Source organism: Arthrobacter sp. UCD-GKA, from assembly GCF_001863355.1.
GTDB lineage: Bacteria > Actinomycetota > Actinomycetes > Actinomycetales > Micrococcaceae > Paeniglutamicibacter.
The window spans coordinates 84,833-106,396 of sequence record NZ_MOLR01000011.1; the positions used below are offsets into that span (position 1 = coordinate 84,833).

Annotated in this window: 14 protein-coding genes; 9 read left to right on the top strand and 5 right to left on the bottom strand. The window is 59.8% G+C overall.

Features of this window, described 5'->3' with window-relative positions:
- The first annotated feature begins 9 nt into the window (after positions 1 to 9).
- The 4 genes from BLJ79_RS17990 (at position 10) to BLJ79_RS18005 (ending at position 4,307) form a co-directional block, all read left to right on the top strand.
- Entirely contained in the window at positions 10 to 1,122 is a 1,113-nt protein-coding gene (locus tag BLJ79_RS17990) for an S-methyl thiohydantoin desulfurase family protein (RefSeq protein WP_071216155.1), read from the top strand.
- Positions 1,119 to 2,312: a dipeptidase gene (locus BLJ79_RS17995; RefSeq protein WP_071216156.1), complete on the top strand. Its 1,194-nt coding sequence runs from the start codon at positions 1,119 to 1,121 to the stop codon at positions 2,310 to 2,312. The genes BLJ79_RS17990 and BLJ79_RS17995 overlap by 4 nt, the downstream gene beginning before the upstream one ends.
- Positions 2,313 to 3,094: 782 nt before the next feature.
- A complete protein-coding gene (locus BLJ79_RS23045; protein WP_139194956.1) occupies positions 3,095 to 3,805 on the top strand; it encodes a hypothetical protein in 711 nt (236 codons plus the stop codon).
- 115 nt (positions 3,806 to 3,920) lie between these two features.
- Entirely contained in the window at positions 3,921 to 4,307 is a 387-nt protein-coding gene (locus BLJ79_RS18005) for a hypothetical protein (protein WP_217641934.1), read from the top strand.
- A gap of 56 nt (positions 4,308 to 4,363) precedes the next feature.
- Here the strand turns inward: BLJ79_RS18005 and BLJ79_RS18010 are convergent, their stop codons facing one another.
- The 5 genes from BLJ79_RS18010 to BLJ79_RS18030 form a co-directional block, all read right to left on the bottom strand.
- Positions 4,364 to 6,244 carry a DUF262 domain-containing protein gene (locus BLJ79_RS18010; protein ID WP_217641935.1) on the bottom strand — a complete coding sequence of 627 codons (1,881 nt, stop codon included), beginning with the start codon at positions 6,242 to 6,244 and terminating at the stop codon, positions 4,364 to 4,366.
- A gap of 239 nt (positions 6,245 to 6,483) precedes the next feature.
- Positions 6,484 to 9,681 (bottom strand): type I restriction endonuclease subunit R, encoded by a 3,198-nt coding sequence (locus BLJ79_RS18015; RefSeq protein WP_071216159.1) that lies wholly within the window; start codon positions 9,679 to 9,681, stop codon positions 6,484 to 6,486.
- Between the two features lie 98 nt (positions 9,682 to 9,779).
- On the bottom strand, positions 9,780 to 10,859 hold the full coding sequence (locus BLJ79_RS18020) for a restriction endonuclease subunit S (RefSeq protein ID WP_083411438.1): 1,080 nt from the start codon (positions 10,857 to 10,859) through the stop codon (positions 9,780 to 9,782).
- A gap of 104 nt (positions 10,860 to 10,963) precedes the next feature.
- Positions 10,964 to 12,574, bottom strand: coding sequence for a class I SAM-dependent DNA methyltransferase (locus BLJ79_RS18025; protein ID WP_071216161.1), 1,611 nt, complete (start codon positions 12,572 to 12,574; stop codon positions 10,964 to 10,966).
- Positions 12,574 to 14,568 carry a hypothetical protein gene (locus BLJ79_RS18030; protein WP_071216162.1) on the bottom strand — a complete coding sequence of 665 codons (1,995 nt, stop codon included), beginning with the start codon at positions 14,566 to 14,568 and terminating at the stop codon, positions 12,574 to 12,576. Before BLJ79_RS18030 ends, BLJ79_RS18025 begins: the two co-directional genes overlap by 1 nt.
- Positions 14,569 to 14,804: 236 nt before the next feature.
- On the opposite strand from BLJ79_RS18030, the gene BLJ79_RS18035 reads away from it, so the two are divergent.
- From BLJ79_RS18035 to BLJ79_RS18055, 5 genes are all read left to right on the top strand, one after another.
- Positions 14,805 to 15,293, top strand: a complete 489-nt coding sequence (locus tag BLJ79_RS18035) for a hypothetical protein (protein WP_083411439.1) — start codon at positions 14,805 to 14,807, stop codon at positions 15,291 to 15,293.
- Positions 15,290 to 15,910 (top strand): Rv1352/Rv1906c domain-containing protein, encoded by a 621-nt coding sequence (locus BLJ79_RS18040; protein ID WP_071216163.1) that lies wholly within the window; start codon positions 15,290 to 15,292, stop codon positions 15,908 to 15,910. The genes BLJ79_RS18035 and BLJ79_RS18040 overlap by 4 nt, the downstream gene beginning before the upstream one ends.
- Before the next feature lie 96 nt (positions 15,911 to 16,006).
- On the top strand, positions 16,007 to 16,762 hold the full coding sequence (locus BLJ79_RS18045; protein WP_071216164.1) for a TM2 domain-containing protein: 756 nt from the start codon (positions 16,007 to 16,009) through the stop codon (positions 16,760 to 16,762).
- A 461-nt stretch (positions 16,763 to 17,223) separates the two neighbouring features.
- Positions 17,224 to 18,687 carry a DUF2130 domain-containing protein gene (locus BLJ79_RS18050; protein WP_071216165.1) on the top strand — a complete coding sequence of 488 codons (1,464 nt, stop codon included), beginning with the start codon at positions 17,224 to 17,226 and terminating at the stop codon, positions 18,685 to 18,687.
- Positions 18,688 to 19,349: 662 nt separating this feature from the next.
- On the top strand, positions 19,350 to 21,311 hold the full coding sequence (locus BLJ79_RS18055; protein WP_083411440.1) for an AAA family ATPase: 1,962 nt from the start codon (positions 19,350 to 19,352) through the stop codon (positions 21,309 to 21,311).
- Positions 21,312 to 21,564 lie beyond the last annotated feature (253 nt).

Sequence of the window (21,564 nt, forward strand, 5' to 3'; positions counted from 1 at the left end):
GGAGTCAGAATGAGTTTCTTCCTTAAATCCCAAGACTTGCCTGATCTCGCTCGCGGAGCCGCTGTGCTCGGAACAGGGGGTGGGGGTGATCCACTAATCGGGCGTCTTCTTGTAGAAGAGTGCCTTAGGAATGGGCAACGCATCGAGATCATTGACCCACAAGAGCTGGACGACGAAGACTTCGTGATTTCCACGGCTATGATGGGTGCCCCCACAGTAGTGGTTGAGAAGACCCCATCGGGTACGGAAGCCCTGAATTCCCTGCGTGTTCTGGAGAAGCATCTCGGTAAGACAGCCGATGCCACGATCCCGATGGAGTGTGGAGGGCTGAATTCAATGATCCCGCTCGTTGTTGCTGCCCACGCGGGCATTCCCGTGGTGGATGGAGACGGAATGGGGCGCGCGTTCCCGGAACTTCAGATGGAGACCTTCGGGGTTTACGGTGTTTCAGGATCCCCGCTGGTCGTTTCTGATGAGGCGGGTCGCAGTTGCATTGTGGACACGGGCTCAGACAACCAGCGTATGGAATCCTATGCTCGCGCGGTTACCATCCGGATGGGGGGCTCGGCATACATCGCGGAATACCCCATGTCTGGAGCGGACGTTAAGCGCACTGCGATACCGAATACACTGACTCTCGCCCTCAACATCGGCAGAACCCTCCGGCAAGCCAAGGAAAACCACAGGGAGCCACTGGCGGAGCTTTCTGCTTTTCTCAAGGACACCATCTATGGATTCGGCACGGTTTTGATGCGGGGAAAGGTCGTTGATGTCGAGCGTTTTATAAAGGACGGTTTTACCCAAGGACAGGCGAAGATTACGTCCTTCGACAGTAGCGAGGAAATGACGATTCGATTCTGCAACGAGAACGTCATCGCCTACCGTAACGGTGAAGTAGTTGCTATCGTCCCCGATCTCATCACGGTCACCGATGTGGATCTCGGTCTACCTATTAACTCGGAAGCCCTGCGCTATGGCCAGCGGGTGGCCGTCTTTGGGATTGCGACACCGGCTATTATGCGCACCGACGCTGCTCTCGCCGTCTTCGGGCCGCAAGCCTTCGGATTGGATGAATCATGGATACCCGTTGAGGAACTCAACGCAGCACGGGTGCCGGTATGAGCGGCACCCTCGTTGATCGCGTTTTATCCGCTTCACCGATCTTCGACGGACACAACGATCTGCCTTGGGCGCTGCGCCAGAAGTTTGGTAACAGCGTCAGCGCAGCGGGTCTGGCGGGGGACCAACCATTTCTACACACCGATATCCCGCGGTTGAAGGCCGGGGGCGTGGGCGCGCAATTCTGGTCAGTGTTCGTGCCGTCCAACTTGAGCGCTGGCGAATCCGTGGTTGCCACGTTGGAGCAGATCGACTGTGTGCACAGGATCGTAGCTGCCCATCCGGATGTTTTTGAACTCGTTAGAACCGCAGCGCAAGTTCGGGACACCATAGGCAGAGGCAAGATCGCTTCACTTATCGGCATGGAAGGGGGACACAGCATCGCCGGGTCACTAGGTGTGCTGCGTATGATGCGAGATCTCGGGGTTCAATACATGACTCTCACTCATAACGACAATACTTCTTGGGCCCGTTCCGCGACCGGCATTGAAGTTGCGCACGGACTCACCTCGTTTGGCAAAGAAGTGGTCATCGAAATGAATAGGATCGGAATGATCGTTGACCTCTCCCACGTTGCCGAACAGACTATGGTCGACGCCTTAGAGTGCACTGTGTCTCCCATTATTTTCTCCCATTCGTCCTGCCGGACGGTTTGTGCTCATGTACGCAACGTTCCGGATGCCGTGCTCGAGCGGTTGCCCGCAAATGGCGGAGTTCTCATGGCGACCTTCGTTCCGGCGTTCGTTTCAGAGGAATGTCGGGAGTATCAGGCCCGCGCAGAGGCGAAGCGTCTTGAACTGGGGCTGGCCGTGGGCTTCCACGATATCGCTCCACAGGAAGACCTTGCAGCGGCTCAGGAATTCAAAGGCTGGGAATCCTCCCATCCTCCCCCCAGCGCGACGATCAACGACGTAGTCAGACACCTTGAACATGCCCGAGATATCGTTGGCCCCCAGCATCTGGGCTTAGGCGGGGACTTCGATGGGATTGCAGAGCTTCCCCAGGGAATGGATGGTGTAGCCGGCTATCGACCGCTCTTAGAAGCCCTAGCTCTACGTAGTTGGTCCGAGGGTGATCTAAGGGCGCTGACCGGTGGCAATATATTACGGGTTCTCGAGGAGGTTGAAGAGATGGCAGTGCGCGGTCCTCGGAAAGAGAGCGGTTTGGATGAGCGATTCCTCTTGAAACATTAATCGAGGGTGTTCAGTGCGCGGTGCTGGTCTTCGTACAGCACCGCGCTTTTCCTTCAGGAAGCCCTTCTGATGGACGTATGTGCGGTTATCGGCGGTTCACCACGACCGGCTCTGGGATTAAGAATCCAAAAACTACCGAATGGTCGCCGAAGGACCCGATGTCCGCCCTGTGCTGTATCTTGGCGTTTTGGGGCTAAGGCCGAAAAATCATTTTCAAGGGGGAATTGTTCGGTCTCATCTAACCTGTCAGTGCCGACATGGGAACTGACAGGTTAGATGAGACAAGAATGGCTCGTGGTGTCTCATTCATTCTGTCAGTGCCGTATGAGCAACTCGGCAAGTAATGCCGCGCGTCGATTGCCGATAGACGGCCGGGTCGCCGTACGGATGCGGGACTATCAGTAACTGGCTTCTTTGAACCGGGCTGACAGGTTAGATGAGACAGACCAGGAATTCCGTAGACTGACAGATTCAATGAGAAAACTGACAACTATGTTGAGAACGGACAGGGAATAGTGGCAAGGCGTGTACTTACGATTCACGAATTGACGTTTAGGGAAAAAGGTAAACGTGAGGGAGTAGGAAGGGAATTTGCTCCGTCCGATCTCCTTGGAGATGACCTACTGGAATTGTTTTACACATGGGTGGCAGGTCTGACCGAGTCAGATACTGCAGACCCGGGTACGCATACGTGGGTTACCGTCAACAACGTTTTCAAGTACGCCAGCCGTGTGCTTGTAGTAGAAACCTCCGTGGGAACTAGCGGCGAGTCGGGAGAGGTGGTGGATTCTGAAACCGGACGTACCGAATTCCAGCTTTCCTCTCGTCACGCTCCGACCGGCATCACCCGCACAGTGCTCCTCGTTCCGGAACGCGGCCGCTCTGCGTTTCTGATGTCGGAATGGTCCCGCCGAGGATCTGGCGGATCTCGCATACGCCAGCTGTTCGTCAAGCACTCGACCGAAAACCTTGGCTTGATAAAGATGGACTGCCACACTGTCTCTGAAGGTGAGGCGTGGGCCGAACACGCCAAGCTAAAAGAAGTCGAGCTACGAGTCGAGGGCCGCCCGGTAGACGTCGCCGATGGGCCGGACATCCAGGTCGGCATAATTTCGCATGTTGCTCGGCCCCCACGTCGCGGTTTCTTCCCACGAGATCTCATTGGCCAGCTCATTAGGGATAAAGATGCCGCCAAGCGGGTGGTGGGACTTCCGACTGAGGCGACGACGGAACGCGAGGACGTATACATCACTCTCGTTGAGGGACAACGACAAAAGAAGTTCCTTTTGGATGGCGGCGGCGCTCCTAGCTTCCGTCTGGTTCTGAACGAGGACGGTTCGGACCCACTCTCAACAAGTGAAATCGTAGCGAAATGCGTGGAACAGCTCGCCGAAATTGCGGGACGCACGGGCAAGGTCGAATGGGATCCGCGGTGGAGCAAGCAGCTCAAGGAGAAACGTGGGGAAAACCTCTCTATGGCGCATTCCGAGTGATCACTTTCGCACGCTGCGAAATGCACGGTCAGGAAAAATCTGGGGATGGGACTACGTCACACAAATTGGTATACCTGTAGCGCTGGGCATAGCAGCTTGGTTTCTCGGATTTCGCATGACCAGCGTAGACCACGGAGTCTCAGGGATTTCGATTGTCTCCGGGCTCCTGTTCGCGGTCGTGGTGTTCCTTTTTCAACTCCGCACCGCATTGCCGGATAACCCACTACTTACAAAAGATGACTTAGCGCTGGTCGACGAAGTCATGTTCAACTGCCTATGGGCAATCCTTTGGGGACTACTGCTCGTCTTCTACCTGGTTCTTTGCGGCACAGCCGGGTGGATTGCCGATCCTGCCCTAGATGTAGGACAAGGCACTGCAACTATTGCGCGGATCTTGTCTTCCATCGCCATCGCGGCCAGCAGCCATCTGCTCGTGGTCCTGGCCATGTGCCTCAAACGCATCCATCGGGCGTACGAACGAATAGCAATCGGCAAGCCGTAGTTCCCCTCAAAGTTCAATATGGCTGCGCGATCGGGCGTATCAACCGGAACTTCCCCTCAGGCCGAGGATGCAGGCTTGAAAGAGCGCACCCATACACGGCAGGCCGCGTCCGCCAGTTGTTCGGAACGGAGTTGGATGGTTGATTCATCCCATTGATCCGAAGTGCTGACAGCTTTGTTGAGCTGGAGACTGGATTGCAGTGAGAACTCGGGGCGCTTGGCGTCCCAGCCGAAGTTTGAAACACCCTGGTTGAATCGAGAGGTCACGAGGGTCAAGTTGCCGATGCGATGAACGGCTGAGCGGCGGTGCTGTGCGGCGAGTTCCAGTTGTGCTGGATCAAGTGCACCGAGGGGCCAATGTGTCTGCCAGGACTGCGGCATGATGTGCTCGATCTGCAGCCGTTCGTAGTCGAAATTGGCCGGCTCGGTTCGTGGATTCTCGGTCTGGAGCTGCTTGTCAATTGCCCCGAGGACCAAGCGGATCCTTTCCTGAGTGAATGAGTTGTAGAACTTGTTGGTGGCGAAGGCAGCGGCAACATCTTCATCGGTCGGCCACGCCAAAGCCGTTGAGGCGGATCCGAGGGCGTCGATCACGGCTTGGGAGACGCTGTTTCCTGCTTCCCGTGCGGTCTGTGCGGCCTTGAGCACCTCGACGAAGAATGTTCCGTATCCACGGGTGTTTGCACCGGTGATCATGCGCCGCATCACCCATGATTCGATGGCCGCAACAGCGGATTCGTGGTCGGCAAGCGTCAGGACCTCTGCCGGCAACGTCCGGAGCCACAGGAACAGCGGCACAGCGGTGAGAACACGGATACGCTCGATCCGCGAGTAGGCCTGGGACAAGACCGGGGATTCGGCCTGTTCGGGATGGTAGACGGTGAGGTACGCGGTTGCGTACTCGTTGAGCTCTTTCAGAACAGATTCCGTAGCCCTTGGATGATCCGTCAAGTAGGTGCGCACCTGGGAATAGAGGTGCCCGACGCTGGCTTCTTCCCCGGAAACGGCGGTGAGCCAGGCGGAGAGCAGAACGTCGCGGCGTCCTCGCGCGGCGTGTCCGGTACCCACGGTGGTCTTCCACCAGGGTTCATCGAACGGGGCCCAATATTGGTCGTAGAGCTGGTCCAATTCGGCCTCGCCGCTCAAGTCACCGCGAAGGAAGAGCAGGTTTTTGACAAGATCAGCCGCCGACAACGGGGTCTGCCGCCCGTTGAGGACTTCGAAGATTACCTGCGCCTCGTCGTTTTCCTCCAGATCAATGACGACCAGTTTGAAGAGACCCAGGAATGCATCCACGATCGCGTCGAGCAGTTCGGTTTCGGGTGCGGCCTTTACTGCGATGCGGGTCTGCTCGGCAAAGAAGGCCCGAGCCTCATAATAGGGGTGACCGGTGGCGACCGGGACTTCATCTGCGACAACGGAGGGCCATACCTCGCGGTCCTTGCGCCTGGGCCAAAGCTTGAACCGGTCGAGGGGGTCGATGGCTACGTCGGCGGGGTTCTGGATCAACCGACGTACCTGCGCTGCACGCGGGGACCCGGTTTCCAGGAGGACATCGAGGATCCCGCGGGCCAGCAGCTGCAAGGTTGTCAGTCGCTGCTGCCCGTCGATCACTGCCCGCTGATCCACGCCACCGGTGGAAGACGGCAATTGGTCGCAAACGATTGCGCCGAGGAAATGCGGGGTGACTTTCTGGTCCGCGCGAGCCCTGGGTTCTCCCAGGGCATCCGCCCGGTCTCTGGCCTTCAGCAGTCTTTCTGCGGCCGAGAGAAGGTCTTCGTGGAGGAGTTGCCATTGTCCGTCGCGGGTCCACTCGTAGTCCCGCTGAAACGTGGGGATGACGTATCTGCGCTCAAGACCCAGAACGGACTTTAGCGCCAAAGTGTCAGCCTGCAATTTTCCTCCAAATTCTCTGGGGACGTGGTTTCCCTTGTTCACTCTAACCCCGCGGAAAGAGTGGCATAGCCAAGACACTGGCCCTTAGGGGAGTGCGCACCGCGCGGCAGCACGATCTAGCCGAATCACATGGCCGCTGAGGACTGCGGGGCCCGAAGAAACGAAAATCAATCAGTTCCCGGGCAGCGATCGATGAGGGACGGCAGGATTGAAAAGCCCCAAGCTATACCGATGCCGAGACGTTTTCATGTTCACCCCGAGCTGCTGCTTGGATTGTTTTTCTATGCAGTCCTTTGGGCCATCGCTTCCATCTGCTCGATCACCAGCTTGATGGCCTCGGGCTGCTTGTCCGGCGGGTAGTCGTTGAGAATCAACAGGCGTTTAACCGATGACCGCAGCTTGGCGCGGACATCCTCGCGGACCGTCCAGTCGGTGCGTACATCCCGGCGCATCACGGCGACCAGCTGCCGGGCGATCTCGGCGAGCATGCCCGGTCCTTGTGCCTCGAGGGCGGACTGGTTCAATGCAACAGCGTCGTAGAACGCGAGCTCGTCCTCGTTCAGGGGCGGGGTGAATTGTTGTCCGCGGTTGGCCTCCTGGGCGACTTCCTTGGCCAGCTCGACCAGCTCCGCGATGACCTCCGCGGAGGTGAGCTGCTGGTTGGTGTATTTGTTCATGAGCTCGGTGATGCGGTCCGAAAACGCCCGCTGCCGGATGACGTTGTTCTTGGTGGTGCGCGCGGATTCGTCGGCAATGAGCTTGCGCAGCGCCTCGATGGCCAGTTGCGGGTTCCGTGCCTGCTGGGTCTTGGCGATGAACTCCGGGGTGAGGTCGCTGAGGGAAGGTTTGGGCATGCCGGCGGCCTCGTAGATGTCCAGCACCTCGCCGGTGGCATCCGTCGCGGTGGCGATCAGCTGCCCGAGCATGCGCTGGATCTCCTCCGGTACGGGCTCGCCTCGGGACTGCCGGTCCTGGGCATCGAACTTGCCCATCCACACCCGGATCTCCTCATACACCTGGATCTCCGGGCGCAGCTCCTCCAGCTTGCCAGACCCCGTGCACAGGGCCCAGGCGCGGGCCAACTGGCTGGCCACCTGCCGGTAGCGTACCGCCAGCGACGGGGCGCCGTCCTCGGAGGCGGCGTTGCCCGGCGTTTCGGGGGCGCGCAGGTAATTCACCGCCCCGGTGACGGCGTTCAGGAACGCCTTGGGCCCGGGCTTGCCCAGCACCGCGCGCCAGTCGTAGCCTGCCAGCAGCTCGCGGGCCGTGTTGACCAGCTCGACGGCCAGGGCGACGGCTTCGTCGATGTTCTTGCCGACGGGCTTCTGCGTCCGGTCGCTGGCGGTGTATTCGGCCAGGGCCTTGGCCAGGTTTTCGGCCAGCGGTGCGTAGGCGACCAGCAGCCCGTCGGACTTGCCGCGGAAGGTGCGGTTCACGCGGGCGAGCGTCTGCATCAGCAACGCGCCCTTCAACGGGCGGTCCAGGTACAGGGTGTGCAGGGGAGGGGCATCGAAGCCGGTGAGCATCATGTCCTTGACGATCACCAGCTCCAGCTCGTCCCCGGGGTCCTTGAGACGTTCCTTGATGGCGTTGTTCGCCGAGTCCCGGCGTACGTGGTCGGCCACCGGCGGGGCATCGGACGCGGTGCCCGAGTAGACGACCTTGATCTTGCCCTTGTCCAGCTCGTCCGAGTGCCACTGCGGCCGCAACGCGACGATGGCCGTGTAGAGGTTCGCGCAGATCTCCCGGGTGCCGCCGACGATCATGGCCTTGCCGAACGTGGGTGCGCCGGTGGTGTCGGCAATGAACGGGGCCACGGTGTCTCGGCGGTTTTCCCAGTGCTTGACTAGGTCCCTGGCCAGCTCCGCCAAGCGGTCCGGTGCACCGTAGACCGCGTTGACCACGGCGACCGACTGCTCGATCCGGGCACGTTCGGTGTCATCCAGCCCTGCGGTGGCCTCGTCGGCGTCGGCATCCAGATCTTCCAGGGTGCGGTCGTCGGCGAGTTGCACCTTGATCAGGCGCGGTTCGAAGTACACGGGCACGGTCGCCCCGTCATCGACGGCCCGCGAGAGGTCGTAGACGTCGATGTAGTCACCGAACACGTCGCGGGTGTTGCGGTCCTCGAAGGAGATCGGGGTGCCGGTAAACGCAATCAGGGTGGCGTTGGGTAGGGCGTCGCGTAGGTGCCGGGCGTAGCCGTCCAGGTCGTCATAGTGGCTGCGGTGGGCCTCGTCGACGATGACGATGATGTTTTTTCGGTCGCTGAGCAGCGGGTGTTCGGTGCCCGAGTCCTTTTCGTCCTTGGTCCGGCCGAACTTCTGCAGCGTGGTGAAGTAGATGCCGCCGGTGATCCGGCCGGAGAGCTCGGCGCGCAGTTCGATACGGCGGCGGATCTGCTTCGGCGTGTCGGGCAACAGCTGGGAGCGGGCGAAGCCGGAGTAGAGCTGCCCGTCGAGTTCGTTGCGGTCGGTGATCAGCACGACGGTGGGGTTTTTCAGGGCGGGGTGGCGCATGACCGAAGCGGTGTAGAGCTCCATTTCCATGGACTTGCCCGAGCCTTGGGTGTGCCAGACGACGCCGGCCTTGCCGTTGGTGCGCACCGCATCGATGGTGGAGCCCACCGCCTTGGTCACGGCGAAGTACTGGTGCGGCTTGGCGATGCGCTTGAGCAGGCCCTCGGCCCCGGCATCGAACGCGGTGTAGGAGCGCAGCAGCTGCAGGAAACGGGTGGGGTTGTAAAGCCCGGCGATCGCGGTCTCGATCGGCAGCACCGCCTCGCCATCGATGCTGTGCCCCGGAGATACCGGCACGCCGTCGTCGTCCACGTTCCAGGGGGAGAAGTGGTTCAGCGGGGTGAACGGTGTCCCGTACTTGGCATCGAGCCCGTCGGAGGCGAAGGTGAAGACGCAAAAGCGGAAGGCCAACGGGAACTCGCGCAGGTAGGTCTGCAGCTGGGCGTGCGCGGCGGCGACGTCGGCGGTCTTGGACCCGGCCTTCTTCAGCTCCATGATGCTCACGGGCATGCCGTTGCAGTACAGGACGAGGTCGAATCGCCGGTGGTGGTCGCCCGCAACCAGGGTGACTTGGTTGACGGCGAGCCAGTCGTTGTCGGTCTCCTGGGTGCCGATGATCCGCAGCGTGGGGTTTTGCTCGGTCCCGTCCGGATCCAGGTAGGAGATCCGGTGGCCCTCCACGAGCATCTTGTGGATGCGGTGGTTTTCGGTGATCGCGTCCTGGGATGTGGGGGCGATGATCTCGGCCAGGGCCTGCTGCAGGTACTGTCCCGGGACTCCGGGGTTCAGTCGGTGCAGCGCGGCGAGCAAACGCGGACGGATCAGGAGCTCATCCCAAGACTCCCGCTCGTCCGTGCCCGGGGCGATCACGTCCCCGTGGAGGGGGCGCCAGTTTTCGTCGCCGAGCTGTTCGAGCGCAAGCTCCTCCCAGTCGGCCTCGGTGAAGCTCGTTTGCATGGTCATCGGTTGTACGTCCCCCAGAACTAGTTTCTGACCTGAATCTATCGCTTATTGACCAATGGCGGGCAATGTTGAAGAGGGTGTCTGCAACAAAACCTCCGTCAGATTGCCGCAGCCACGACTGCTTCGGCCTCCTTCACACGGAGCCTGCCTGACATGAGTTGGGGAAGAAGGGCGTCGCGTGTCGCGGCCAAGGTGCGGTTTTCCCCGCGAAGCGAACCCAAGACATTGAGATTGACATCGGCCCATTCGCCGAATGTCCGGAGCGTGAAGGGATCGACTGGGCTCAAGGTGTGCCGAGCTAGATCGGCAGCTGACACCCGCTGTCTCCCGGATGTTCCCACTAGGTTTTGAATCGCAAAGTCCCGGAATCGTTCGCTAACGGCCATGAAGTAAGACAACCCGAGCGGCAGGTCTTTCTTTGATCTCATGACGATGAACTCTGTTGAACCGATTCCTACGTCTCCCTCATTCAGGAAATCAACGAATGCGGTCTTCCGGTTCTCAAGGCAGGGGGTAATCCTGGCGATGAGCGTGTCACCGTTAGCAAACCGCGCGCCACCCTTGCGTAAACCTGTATTCCACCGTTCAACCAGAGGCGCAGTCGTTGGAAGCGCTTGCATATCGATAACGGTCGGGCTTGCGGATACGACAGTTCGACGAGGATTGAGGTCGAAAACATCCCCCAGCAGGACTACCTCGTTGGACGGTTCGACATCCAGCCCTACGCGCGTGAATTTGGCCGATCCGAGAGCTTCTATCGTGTGTGCAATTTTGGTGTTGGCGGTGATCTTGTCGTCGAGGGCACCGAGAACTTCGGCGATGGCCTGCTGTTCTTTCAGTTCCGGAAGCACAACCTCAAAGTTTCGAATGATCGGCAATCGAAGGTGCGGCACAGTTGAACCATGGGCGAGTGCATGGAGCCTGGCCTGAACTAATGGCGATATGAGGTAATAACGCAGGAACCTGTTGTTGGCTTTTGATGGATCCGCCCGAAGCAGCATCGTCCGCTGGCCCGGGGCAATGCTGACGCCTTCTGGAATCTCGACCACGGGTCCAACAGGTGCTTCTCGCGCGAAGAGCAGATCTCCGGATTTTGGTGCTAAGCGAGCGGTCCACTCCGCGAATGTAGCATCATTGATGCGACGGGCTTCGTTCAAATCAATGATGTTGCCGCGCATGGCTGGTGTTCCAACCGCGAAATGTGACCCTTGTGGATCTTCGGGCGCTGTCCTGTTTTTGCAGTCAATAACAGCGCTACAAATTTCGCTAAGTGTTCCGCGTATCACGAAACCCTCCCCAATTGCTCGCGCACAACGGCCGCGAGACGCTCGGATTCCTCGAACTGCTCAAACAGGTCGTTCTTCAGCCGTGCGATTTTCTCTTCGATCGGTTCGCCGTCGTCTTCTATGTCGGCGGCCCCCACGTAGCGACCTGGGGTGAGTGCGTAGTCCGCGTCCTTGATTTCTGCCAGGGTTGCCGAATAGCAGAAGCCGGCCTCGTCGTCGTATTCCTTGCCTTCTGCCGATGGGCTGCCGCGCCATGCGTGGAAGGTGTCGGCGATCTTTGCGATGTCCTTGTCGCTCAGGGCGCGTTCGGCGCGGTCGACCATGTGGCCCAGGTTCCGTGCATCGATGAAGAGCACCTGTCCGGTGCGGTCCACCGAGCCATGGACGCCGGCGGTTTTGTCCTTGGCGAGGAACCAGGTGCATACCGGGATGCCGGTGGAGCGGAAGAGCTGGGTGGGCAGGGCGACCATGCAGGAGACCAGGTCGGCCTCGATCAGTTGGGCGCGGATCTGTCCCTCGCCGCCTGAGTTCGAGGACATCGATCCGTTGGCCATGACCACGCCTGCGGTGCCGCCGGGGGCGAGCTTGGAGATGATGTGCTGGATCCAGGCGTAGTTCGCGTTGCTCACCGGGGGGACGCCGTAGCGCCAGCGCGGGTCGGACTCGTTGCGTGCCCAGTCCTTGATGTTGAAGGGCGGGTTGGCCATGACGTAGTCGGCTTGCAGGTCCGGGTGCTGGTCGCGGGCGAAGGTGTCGCCCCACCGCGCGGCCAGGTTCGCGTTGAGCCCGTGGATGGCCAGGTTCATCTTGGCCATGCGCCAGGTGCGCTCGTTGAGTTCCTGCCCGTACACGGAGATCGCGGTGCGGTCCGCGTGGTGCGCATCCAGGAACTTTTCGGTCTGGACGAACATGCCGCCCGAGCCGCACGCCGGGTCATAGACGCGGCCGCTGGTCGGTTCGAGGACCTCGACGAGGACCCGGACGACGCCGGCCGGGGTATAGAACTCGCCGCCGCGCTTGCCCTCGGCGCGGGCGAACTTCTCTAGGAAGTACTCGTAGACCTCGCCGAGCAGGTCGCGGGCCCGGCCTGCGCCTTGGCCGGTGAAGCGGGCGGTGTTGAACAGGTCGAGCAGTTCGCCGAGGCGGCGCTGGTCAACCGAGTCCCGGTTGAAGATGCGCGGCAGGGTGGCCGCGAGCGTCGGGTTGGCGGCCATGACGGCGTCCATGGCGGCATCGATGAGCTCACCAATGTTCTTCGGTGCCGCACCGTCGATGGCGGGCAGGCCCTTGGCGTTCTGGGCCAGGTACTCCCAGCGGGCGTTCGCCGGGACCCAGAAGACGCCGCGGCCCGTGTACTCGTCGGTGTCATCGATGAGCTGGGCGATCTGGTCTTCGCTCATCCCGTCGGCGGCGAGCTCTTCGTGCAGCTGCGTGCGGCGCTCGGTGAAGGCATCTGAAACGTACTTCAGGAACACCAGGCCCAGGATGACGTCCTTGTATTGGGAAGCATCCATGGAACCGCGCAGCTTGTCCGCGGCCTTCCAGAGCGTGTCCTTGAGTTCCTTCATGGTTGAGGGTGTGGTCTCAACCTTTTTCTTCGGAGGCACTAGTTGCTTCCTTCCATGGTGGGTGATGTTTCAATGCGCAGGGCGGCTACCGCGGATCCTTCGGTGAGAAGGACGGCGAGTCGATCCAGGCGGGCAACGCGGGCAAGGGCCGATTGGCGTTCACCGGCGATCGCGTCCAGGGCAGCCTTGGTATTTTCAACTTGTTCTTCAGGGAATCGTTTCACACGCCACCGACGCCACGGACCACGCTGGCGACCATGGATGTCAGCAGCAAGCACGGATGCGATGAGTCCCGACGGGTTGGCCCTGGAGATGCGCAAGATGCGGGCCGGGTACTCGACGACGCTTGCACCCTGCGGATCCACCAACGCCGTTGTTCCACCGACATCGCTGAAAATGACATCCCCCGGTTCGGTGAGCTGCGCGCGCGGATAGTCCGCGGCCAGCACGAGCCTGTCGACGTATCGGGGCGTATTGCTGCCGCGCAGTTCGGGCAGCCCCAGCACCGTGAACCCCTCGCCGGCTCGGGAATCCGCGGCGTCCAAGCGGACCCCCGGGATCAATACCAGATACTTGCGGTGCAGCAAGTCACCGAGGGTTGCGGCCGGCTTCGCCAGGGCGTCGCCTGGTTCCACGGCGATATTGAGTCGACTGGGGCCGGCATCCGCGTTGAGGGCTTTGATCTCGTTTTCGGCCACCACGAGGAGGGCCACCGCATCGGACCCGGTTGCCGTTGACGAGCGCGTGGTCTGTGGAGCTTTACAGAGAATGCCGTCGCCGGCCAACAACAGACGGGTCTGCACGAGCCTGCCATAACGGAAGGCGCGGGCTCGGATCGCTTCCCTGCTGTGCATCGATGCCTGTAGGTCAGCCACCAAATCGTGGTGGCCGGTCTCGTCAAGGCCCGTGGTGGAAAGATCGGCGACCATCATCCAGCGTTCGGCGATGGGCACCTCGATCCGTTCCTTGCCGATGACCCACAACGCCATGGGTTGGCGCGGCCTGGAAGCGAGCAACCCTGCCGGGAGGCGAACGGCCGCGCGGATCTTTCCGGACCGCAGCAGCGAATCGCGGATGCGCGCCGTCGAGCCGGAGGGCAGGGCATCGGTGAGCAGCCTTGCGGGAGCAAGAATGACCGCAGCCTGGCTGGAATCCATCTCCAGGGAAATATCGTCGATGGCCGCCAGGATTTGTTGGTCGGTGAGATCTGGTTGGTCCCGGAAGGGGAAGTGCGCGACGGTGACCAGCCCGGGGATGCACGCTGCGAAACCCTCAAGACGGAGGTTCTCGCGACTGAAGACGTTGATCCGCAACCGCCGCAAGGCCATGCGCGACGAAGCCTGGAAGATCGGCGACAGGCCGAGGTCCACATTCTCCGACTCGTCGAACATGTCGGCAATGGCCAACAACACCTCACCGTCGTCGGGTGTCGCGTCGGCGAACGTCCTCGTCTCGCGGCCGAGCGCCACGGCCGCCGACGCCAGCAAGTCGATGGCTTCCGGCGCAAACACCGTTTCGGCGCGCTCAGTGCGGGATCGGTCGTCCATGAGTTTTTCGAAGGCCGCCAGCGGGGTATATGAGGCTTCGCTTAGTCGATCCGCGAGTCTCAGAAGCGGCACCAGGGATGCCGGGTTGGCCTCGATCTCCCTGAAGAAGCAGTCGTCGTCGGGGTCGATTTCCTCGGCACGGTCCAGGACGTCCTCCGGATCCATGCCGCCCAGATCCAGCCCGGTCAGGGCACGCAGGACCAGCAACGCGGAAAGGACCTCGATATTCTCGCGGGCGTTGCTCACAAACGCCGCCGCGTCCTCGGCCGCGTCGGGATTGTTTCCCCGCCCCGTTTGCCGGAGCCACGACACCACCTCGTCCGCGTCGAATAGCTCCTGTACGTTGGAGGTTTTCACCGGGTCGGGGAACGGTGTTGCCGTGTTCCGGCTGCGCGTGCGCCACATCGACACCACGGGGCGTTGCACCCGGGCCAGCAACGAGACGTCCACCAGGGAAAGCGTGAGGGTGGTTCCCGGTCTTTCCATCTGGCGTCTCCTTTCGTGCATGGCCTTGGGATCACCCTACTTGAAGCGGCATGCAGTGGAACGGCGGACACTGATAACCCCGGTTATCAGCACTTTGTTACTGCCATTCCCCCACTGCCCCATAGCTTGGGAACATGCCCGGAGCTTGGGGGAGACCCGGCGCTAGGGCAGGTGGGACCGCTTGGGGCGGTCCCACCTGCACGACACTTCACCGCAGCTTCCCAGGAGGAATCGACATGCAGGAACCAACGGCAACCGACGCCGAACCATGGGCCACCGGCGCCCACGCCGGCTCCCCGGTCAAGGCGCCCAAGGACAACCGCGCGTGGCTAATGGCAGCCGGCGGCCTGGCCGTCGGGCTCGCCCTCGGGTGGGGCATTGGTTTTTCCGCCAGCTCCGCACCCGCAGCCGATTCCCCCTCGGCGGGCATCACCCACGCCGTGCAGGCCTGCGAGTTGGTTGACACCCTCGGTGTCACCGTCATGGACGGGGGCAACAGCGTGACGCTGGAGACCGCGGGCAATGACACGATGGGGGCACCGTATGCGGATGTTGTGTGCGTGTTGGACACCTTGGGAATGCCCGAAAGCGTGAAATCGCGCATGGCCAGCACCAGGTCACTCGACGGCATGCAGGACGCCACCTGGTCCGGCTATGCGGCCAGCTGGCACTACCACCCGGACAACGGCCTGAACATCATCGTGGAAACCCAGGAGCAGCCATGAACACGCCAGTGGAACCTACTTCCCAAGAACCAAAACCACCTCTTGGCAAGTCCGGCAAGACCGTCCTTGCCGCCGTCCTGGCGGCCGGATTGATCGCAGGCGGTGTTTTCACCGGATTGGCCCTGGCCGACCCGACCACCAGCGATGAATACGCCACAGCCGTCAGCCACGCCCAGGTGGCCGGAGCCGACCGGGACAAGTACCGCGGCGCCCTGGAAGAACTGACAACCAAGCACGACACCCTCGTGTCCGAAATCGAGGACCGCGAAAGCGCACTGGCAGAACGCGAAAGCGCCGTGGGTGAAAAAGAAACAGAGGTCGCGGAAGCCGACGCAGCCATCGAAACCCGTGAGAAGGCCGTCGGCACGGCCGAAGCGGAAGCGGCCGCAAACACCATAAGCGACGGGACCTGGACGGTGGGGGAAGACATCAAGCCGGGCACCTACCGGGCCAAGGAGGCTGTGGGCTCACGCTGCTACTGGGGTGTCTATCGGTCCGGAACCAATGGAAGCGACATCATCGACAACGACATCCCCGGCGGCGGAAAGCCCACGGTGAAACTTGCCAAGGGCCAGGACTTCAAGTCCTCAAACTGCGGCAGCTGGCAAAAGAAGTAGGGGCACAGTGCCGGCCCGCCAGGATCAGCACGTACTCGCCTTTGCCTTCGCATCCCAAGACCATTTCAACGCCGCGACAGCGGCAAGGAGGACACCATGAGCACCACCAATCCCTACCAAACCCACCCCCAGCAGCCGATGCAGGACCACTTGGCACCCGCCCCAAGCAAGTCCTTCATGGCCACCTGGCTCCTCGCACTCTTTTTGGGCGTCTTCGGGGTCGATCGGTTTTACCTGGGCAAGATCGGCACGGGCCTGCTGAAGCTGGTGACCCTCGGGGGCCTGGGCGTCTGGGCGCTGATCGACCTGATTCTGGTGCTGGCCGGCAAGCAGCGTGACAAATCCGGTGCACTCCTGGCCGGATACGACAAGGGAAAGACTGTCGCATGGATCGTCACCGCACTCGTCGTCGTCATCGGGGCGGTCACGGGACCCAACGCCGGCGGGGGAGCAGCTGATGCTGGAAGCGTTGCCCCGGTGCAACAGGCGCAACCCGAGAAGCCGGCCGGGGAACCTGCGGCTCCTGCGGCACCTGCGGAGCAAGCGAAGAAATGGACGAAGGTCATTGCCCTGAAGGGCGGCAACGACAAGGCCAGCGAAACCTTCGAACTGACCGGGGCTGAAGCCCGGATCAGCTATGAATTCACCGGCGGCGGCGACTTCGCAGTGGGCGCCGTGTATCTGGAAAAGGAAGGCGTTGACATCGCCTCCGATGGCGGCATCCCGCTGTTGATGCTGGACAAGGCCGAAACGGCAGACACCGTGCTGCACAAGGCCGCGGGACGCTACTTCCTGGACGTCAAGGCAGCAGGCTTCGACGGGTGGACGCTGACCGTCGAGGAAAAACGCTAACCAACCTCATGCCGCGAGCACAGTAGAAAACCATTGCGGTGTCGGAGGCGTTCCACCGCATCCGACACCGCAGCAGGGGCGTCCGCTTTGGGGCTTGGCTCAGGACGGTTCGTTGATGAATGTTCCTTTATGCGTCCATCGAGGCGTACCCGTTGGGCATTCTCACTGTGGTCGGAAGCGTTTAAATGCTCTGAGTTCAACAAGTTCTCCCCCCACATACCAATGGAAAGAACCGGTGGAACCAGACCTGTAGGGCCAGTCGAACAACATGGGTCAGTCGGTCGGCTACTTGCGGGCGTCCGGGCTCGAACAGAAGCCTGCTAGGTAAATCGAAGTTCCTAAGACACATCATGAATTCGCCCCGTAATGTCCGTTACGGTGTGGAAAAGGGCGGTCTCTACGCTGCCGGGTATGTACCTCAATCGCCAAACGACACACAAATTCACTGAAAGGTTGTCCCCATGAACGAGATCATCTGCCCCGGTTGCCGCAAGGCGTTCACCATCGATGAGGCCGGCTACGCCGACATCTTGAAGCAGGTGCATGACAGCGAGTTCGAGCACGCCCTCCATGAACGGATCGAGCTGATGGAGACGGAAAAGAAAAATGCGGTCGAACTCGCCGAGACGAAGCTAGCGGCGGTTCTTGAGAAGGACGCGGCAGTGAAAAACGCCGAGATCGAGCGCCTCAAGGAGGGGCTCAAAGCCCGCGATATCGCGCAGCAGCTCGCAGTCACCGAGGCTGTACGTGCCCTTGAAAAGGAACGAGACACCCTTGCCCATGATCTCGGCGCGACAGTAACTGAACAGAAGGTGCTTCAGGAGCGACTCGAAGAGGCGCGCAAAGAGAAGCAGGGAGCCATTGAACTTGCGGAGGCGACGCTCACCAACAAGCTTCAGGCAGAGACCGCGGAAAAAGCTGCCGAGATCGGACGTCTGAAGGAAGAGCTGAAGTCTCGTGACGTCGCGAAGCAGCTCGCCGTCAAGGAAGCCGTGAGTGTGCTCGAGAAGCAACGGGACGACTTCGCACGGGATCTCTTGGCCAAGGAGACCGAGCAGCAGCTGCTTGAGTCAACAATGAAGGACACGCATGCCCTTCAGATCAAGTCGAAAGACGACATGATCGCCTACTACAAGGACCTCAAGGCGAAACTCTCCACAAAACTGGTCGGTGAGAGCCTTGAGCAACACTGCGAGATCGAATTCAACCGCATCCGCTCCGCTGGCTTCCCCATGGCCTACTTCGAGAAGGACAACGACGCTCGAAGCGGGAGCAAGGGTGACTACATTTTCCGGGAGGCGGACGAGTCCGGCACGGAATTCATCTCGGTGATGTTCGAGATGAAAAACGAAGGAGACGAAACAGCCACCAAGAAGAAAAATGAGGACTTCTTCAAGGAACTCGACAGGGACCGAATCGAGAAAGGCTGCGAATACGCGGTTCTCGTCTCGCTGTTGGAGTCCGACAGCGAGTTGTACAACGGCGGAATAGTCGATGTGTCCCACCGGTACCCCAAGATGTACGTCGTGCGCCCCCAGCTCTTTATCCCGATCATTACCCTGCTGCGGAACGCGGCGCTGAACTCCCTGGAATACAAGGCCGAGCTCGCCCGTGTCCGGGAGCAGAATGTCGACATCACCAATTTCGAGAACGCGCTCGATACCTTTAAGACCGGGTTCGCCAGGAACTACGACCTCGCCTCCCGGAAATTCAAGGAAGCGATCGACGACATCGATAAATCGATCGACCGCCTGCACAAGGTAAAGGAATCACTTCTTGGTTCCGAGAACAACCTCCGGTTGGCGAACAGCAAGGCCGAAGACCTCACGATTAAGCGCCTCACTCGCGGGAACCCAACCATGGATGCGAAGTTCACGGAGGCCGGCGGTGTCGGCGTCGCTACTGTCGAGGGCGAGGACGCATAGGCCACACCTCGGTCGCGGAGTTCGTGGTCAAAGGCGAGTATGTTTTGGGTGAATCTGCCGAGTCTGGACAACATCAGGACTCCAAGGGTGTCGCCATCGAATAGCGCGTCCAGCGCTTGAACGGCTTGAAGGTCGTGATGCTTGCGTCCCAGATACACCGTGACCAACGTAGTGGCCATCGCGTTGGAAGCCGGTGGCCACAAGATCCTACTGCTGTCGCTCGGTGGACTGCCCCCGCTTCGAAACGCCTGCCTATTCGGTCAATTTCCCGGTCGGCCGCTTCGATATCTCTCGTAAGTAACGGTGGATACAGCGATTCACCCAGAAGGTTTCGAGACATGGTTACGAGAATCGCTGCCCGCGAGCAGACGCGTAGGATTCCACAAATATTTCGGCAGGCGGCCAGTGGTGGTCTAGTTGATGAGACGCCTCGTATCCTTGCGGTTACGAGCACAACAAAGGGGAAATGCCACTCGTGCCGATATTAGCGTTGTTGATCGCATTTACCCAAGAAGTAGCTGCATTATAGTGTCGAGCGTTTCGACTATTGTGGCAACATACTTCAAATGCAACTGGCTTTGCCTCAACGGGCGATAAAACGTACTTGCTTCTGTCCAACGTGACGCGGGAGGACTGCCGGTGCAAAACAATAGGGGCCCATCGTGCACTTAAACAAAGCATTCATCAACGGATTCGGGAGAATTGCCGAGGGTTCGATTGATCTAACTCCACGGGTGGTCGCTGTCGTCGGACCAAATGAGGCGGGAAAATCGACGCTACTCGATGCACTCCATTACCTGAGTGACACATCATCAATTCTTCCGACTAGGCGTCGGTCCCGAACCGCGAAGCCAAATGATGACGCAATTGTCGTCAAAGGGCTCTATGTGCTCGAAGAGCATGAAATGCAGTCCTTCGTGGACCTGGACCTTGAGGAACTTCCGAGAAAAATGGAACTTTCGCGGAGGGCCGGAGACACAACTCGTTACATGCTGGTCGAACCACTCCCTGAACGATCGAGGAGCAAGGTCGAAGCTTTAGTTGCTCATTTCCAGCAAACTGTAACGAGAAGCTCCTTCTTTGATCTGACTCTTGCTGATGAACCAGAAGTGATTGAAGATTGGACGAAACGCAAAACGCAGGTGCTTGAGGGTTTGGACGCTTTGACCACACAGTTAATCGAAGCCGTGAGCGCAGACCAATTGCGCGAAGTTGTTCCTAGCCTGCGGGATCAACTTGCGGAATTGCAGGAATCAGCAGAAGCCCTCCAGGCCGAAACAGACGCTCAGCAAGCAATCGCTACGCTTCTCGAGTGGGTTGACGCAGACCACCCCGGCTCAGAGGTCCGACGCAGGCTGGGAGAAATGCTTCCCGTGGCCCTGTTCTTCTCCGAAGGTGATCGAACGCTACCTTCTACATTCCCTCTGAGTGAAGACACCCTGCGGGATCTGCCCGCGTCGGTCCAAAACCTCGCGAACATGGCCGAGCTTTCATTGTCCGAACTGTTGTCTGAGATTGAGGACGATCATCGAGCGGCGCACGGCACGAGGATCAGACGAGCAAACGCGGTGCTGCAGAGAAAATTCAATGCATCATGGCGACAATCAAATCTCTCAGTTGCGCTTAACCTTGAAAGCTCCACTATCTACATTGAGATCCTCCAGGATGACGACATTGTCACGCCCATCCATGAGCGAAGCGCAGGGCTTCGGATGTACGTAGCTCTAGTGGCATTTCTTGAGCAGCGAACACACGATATCAAACCGATACTACTCATCGATGAAGCCGAGACTCACCTCCATTTAGATGCGCAAGCTGACCTCGTTGCGTCATTTTCGCGACAACAAGAGGTCGCGAAGATCATTTATACGACGCACTCACCTGCCTGCTTGCCTGCTGATCTTGGCACCAACGTTCGCGCCGTGCTCCCGCACGCTACAAGATCTCAAGAAAGCACTCTCGAAAACAGTTTTTGGCGCAACGCAAGTGGCTACACCCCGCTGATGATTGCGATGGGTGCGGGAGCTTCCGCCTTTGCGGCAGCTCGTTATGTGGTACTTGCCGAAGGTGCATCCGAGATGTTGGTTCTGCCATCACTAATCCGTGCGGCAACCGACCTAATTGAGCTGCCCTATCAAGTTGCCCCGGGTCTGTCTGAATCTTCTCCAGAAGACTACGAGGACTTGGACTTGGAAGGAGCGCGGGTCGCATTTCTAGTTGACGATGATGCTGGCGGAGTAAGGCTGAAGAAGAAACTCATCGCAGCTGGCGTCTCCCCACACAAAATAGTGCAACTAGGAGAGCTAATGCTCGAACATCTCTTTGAACCTGAAGTCTATAAAAATGCATACGCCCAGCTGCTGCGTGAATGGAACCCCACTGCCACTATCCCTAATCCGCCTTCTTTCAGCGAACACAGCAAGGTGCCCCGCCCAAAGCAGCTAGACGCCTGGGCCAAGTCCATTCCGGATTTGCACATTCCGGGCAAGCGAGATGTAGCAAGCTTCATTGCAGAACACGGTAAAGCTATCCCCAGCGAGAACGGGGCTGCGAAACTCCAATCTCTTCATATCGGACTCATCGGTGCACTCGGCATAAAAACGAAACTTAAAACGGAGAACTGATCGTTGAAATTCTGCGGGACCTCCCTCTAAGTGGCCCAAAGCTTCCATACCTGCGGGATGTCGCTTCAATGGACAGAGAAGCGCATGGCGGAAAGCGAATCATCAGCGAGCCGGCCCGGTGTGTGATCAGCCTGAGGACGGACTACTTCATCCCTTCGATTCAATTTAGTGTCTTGAATCCTATCCGTCTCGAAACCCGTGCGATGCAAGACAACTTAAGTTCGGTTTAGCCATACCGGCGATCCCCGAAAGG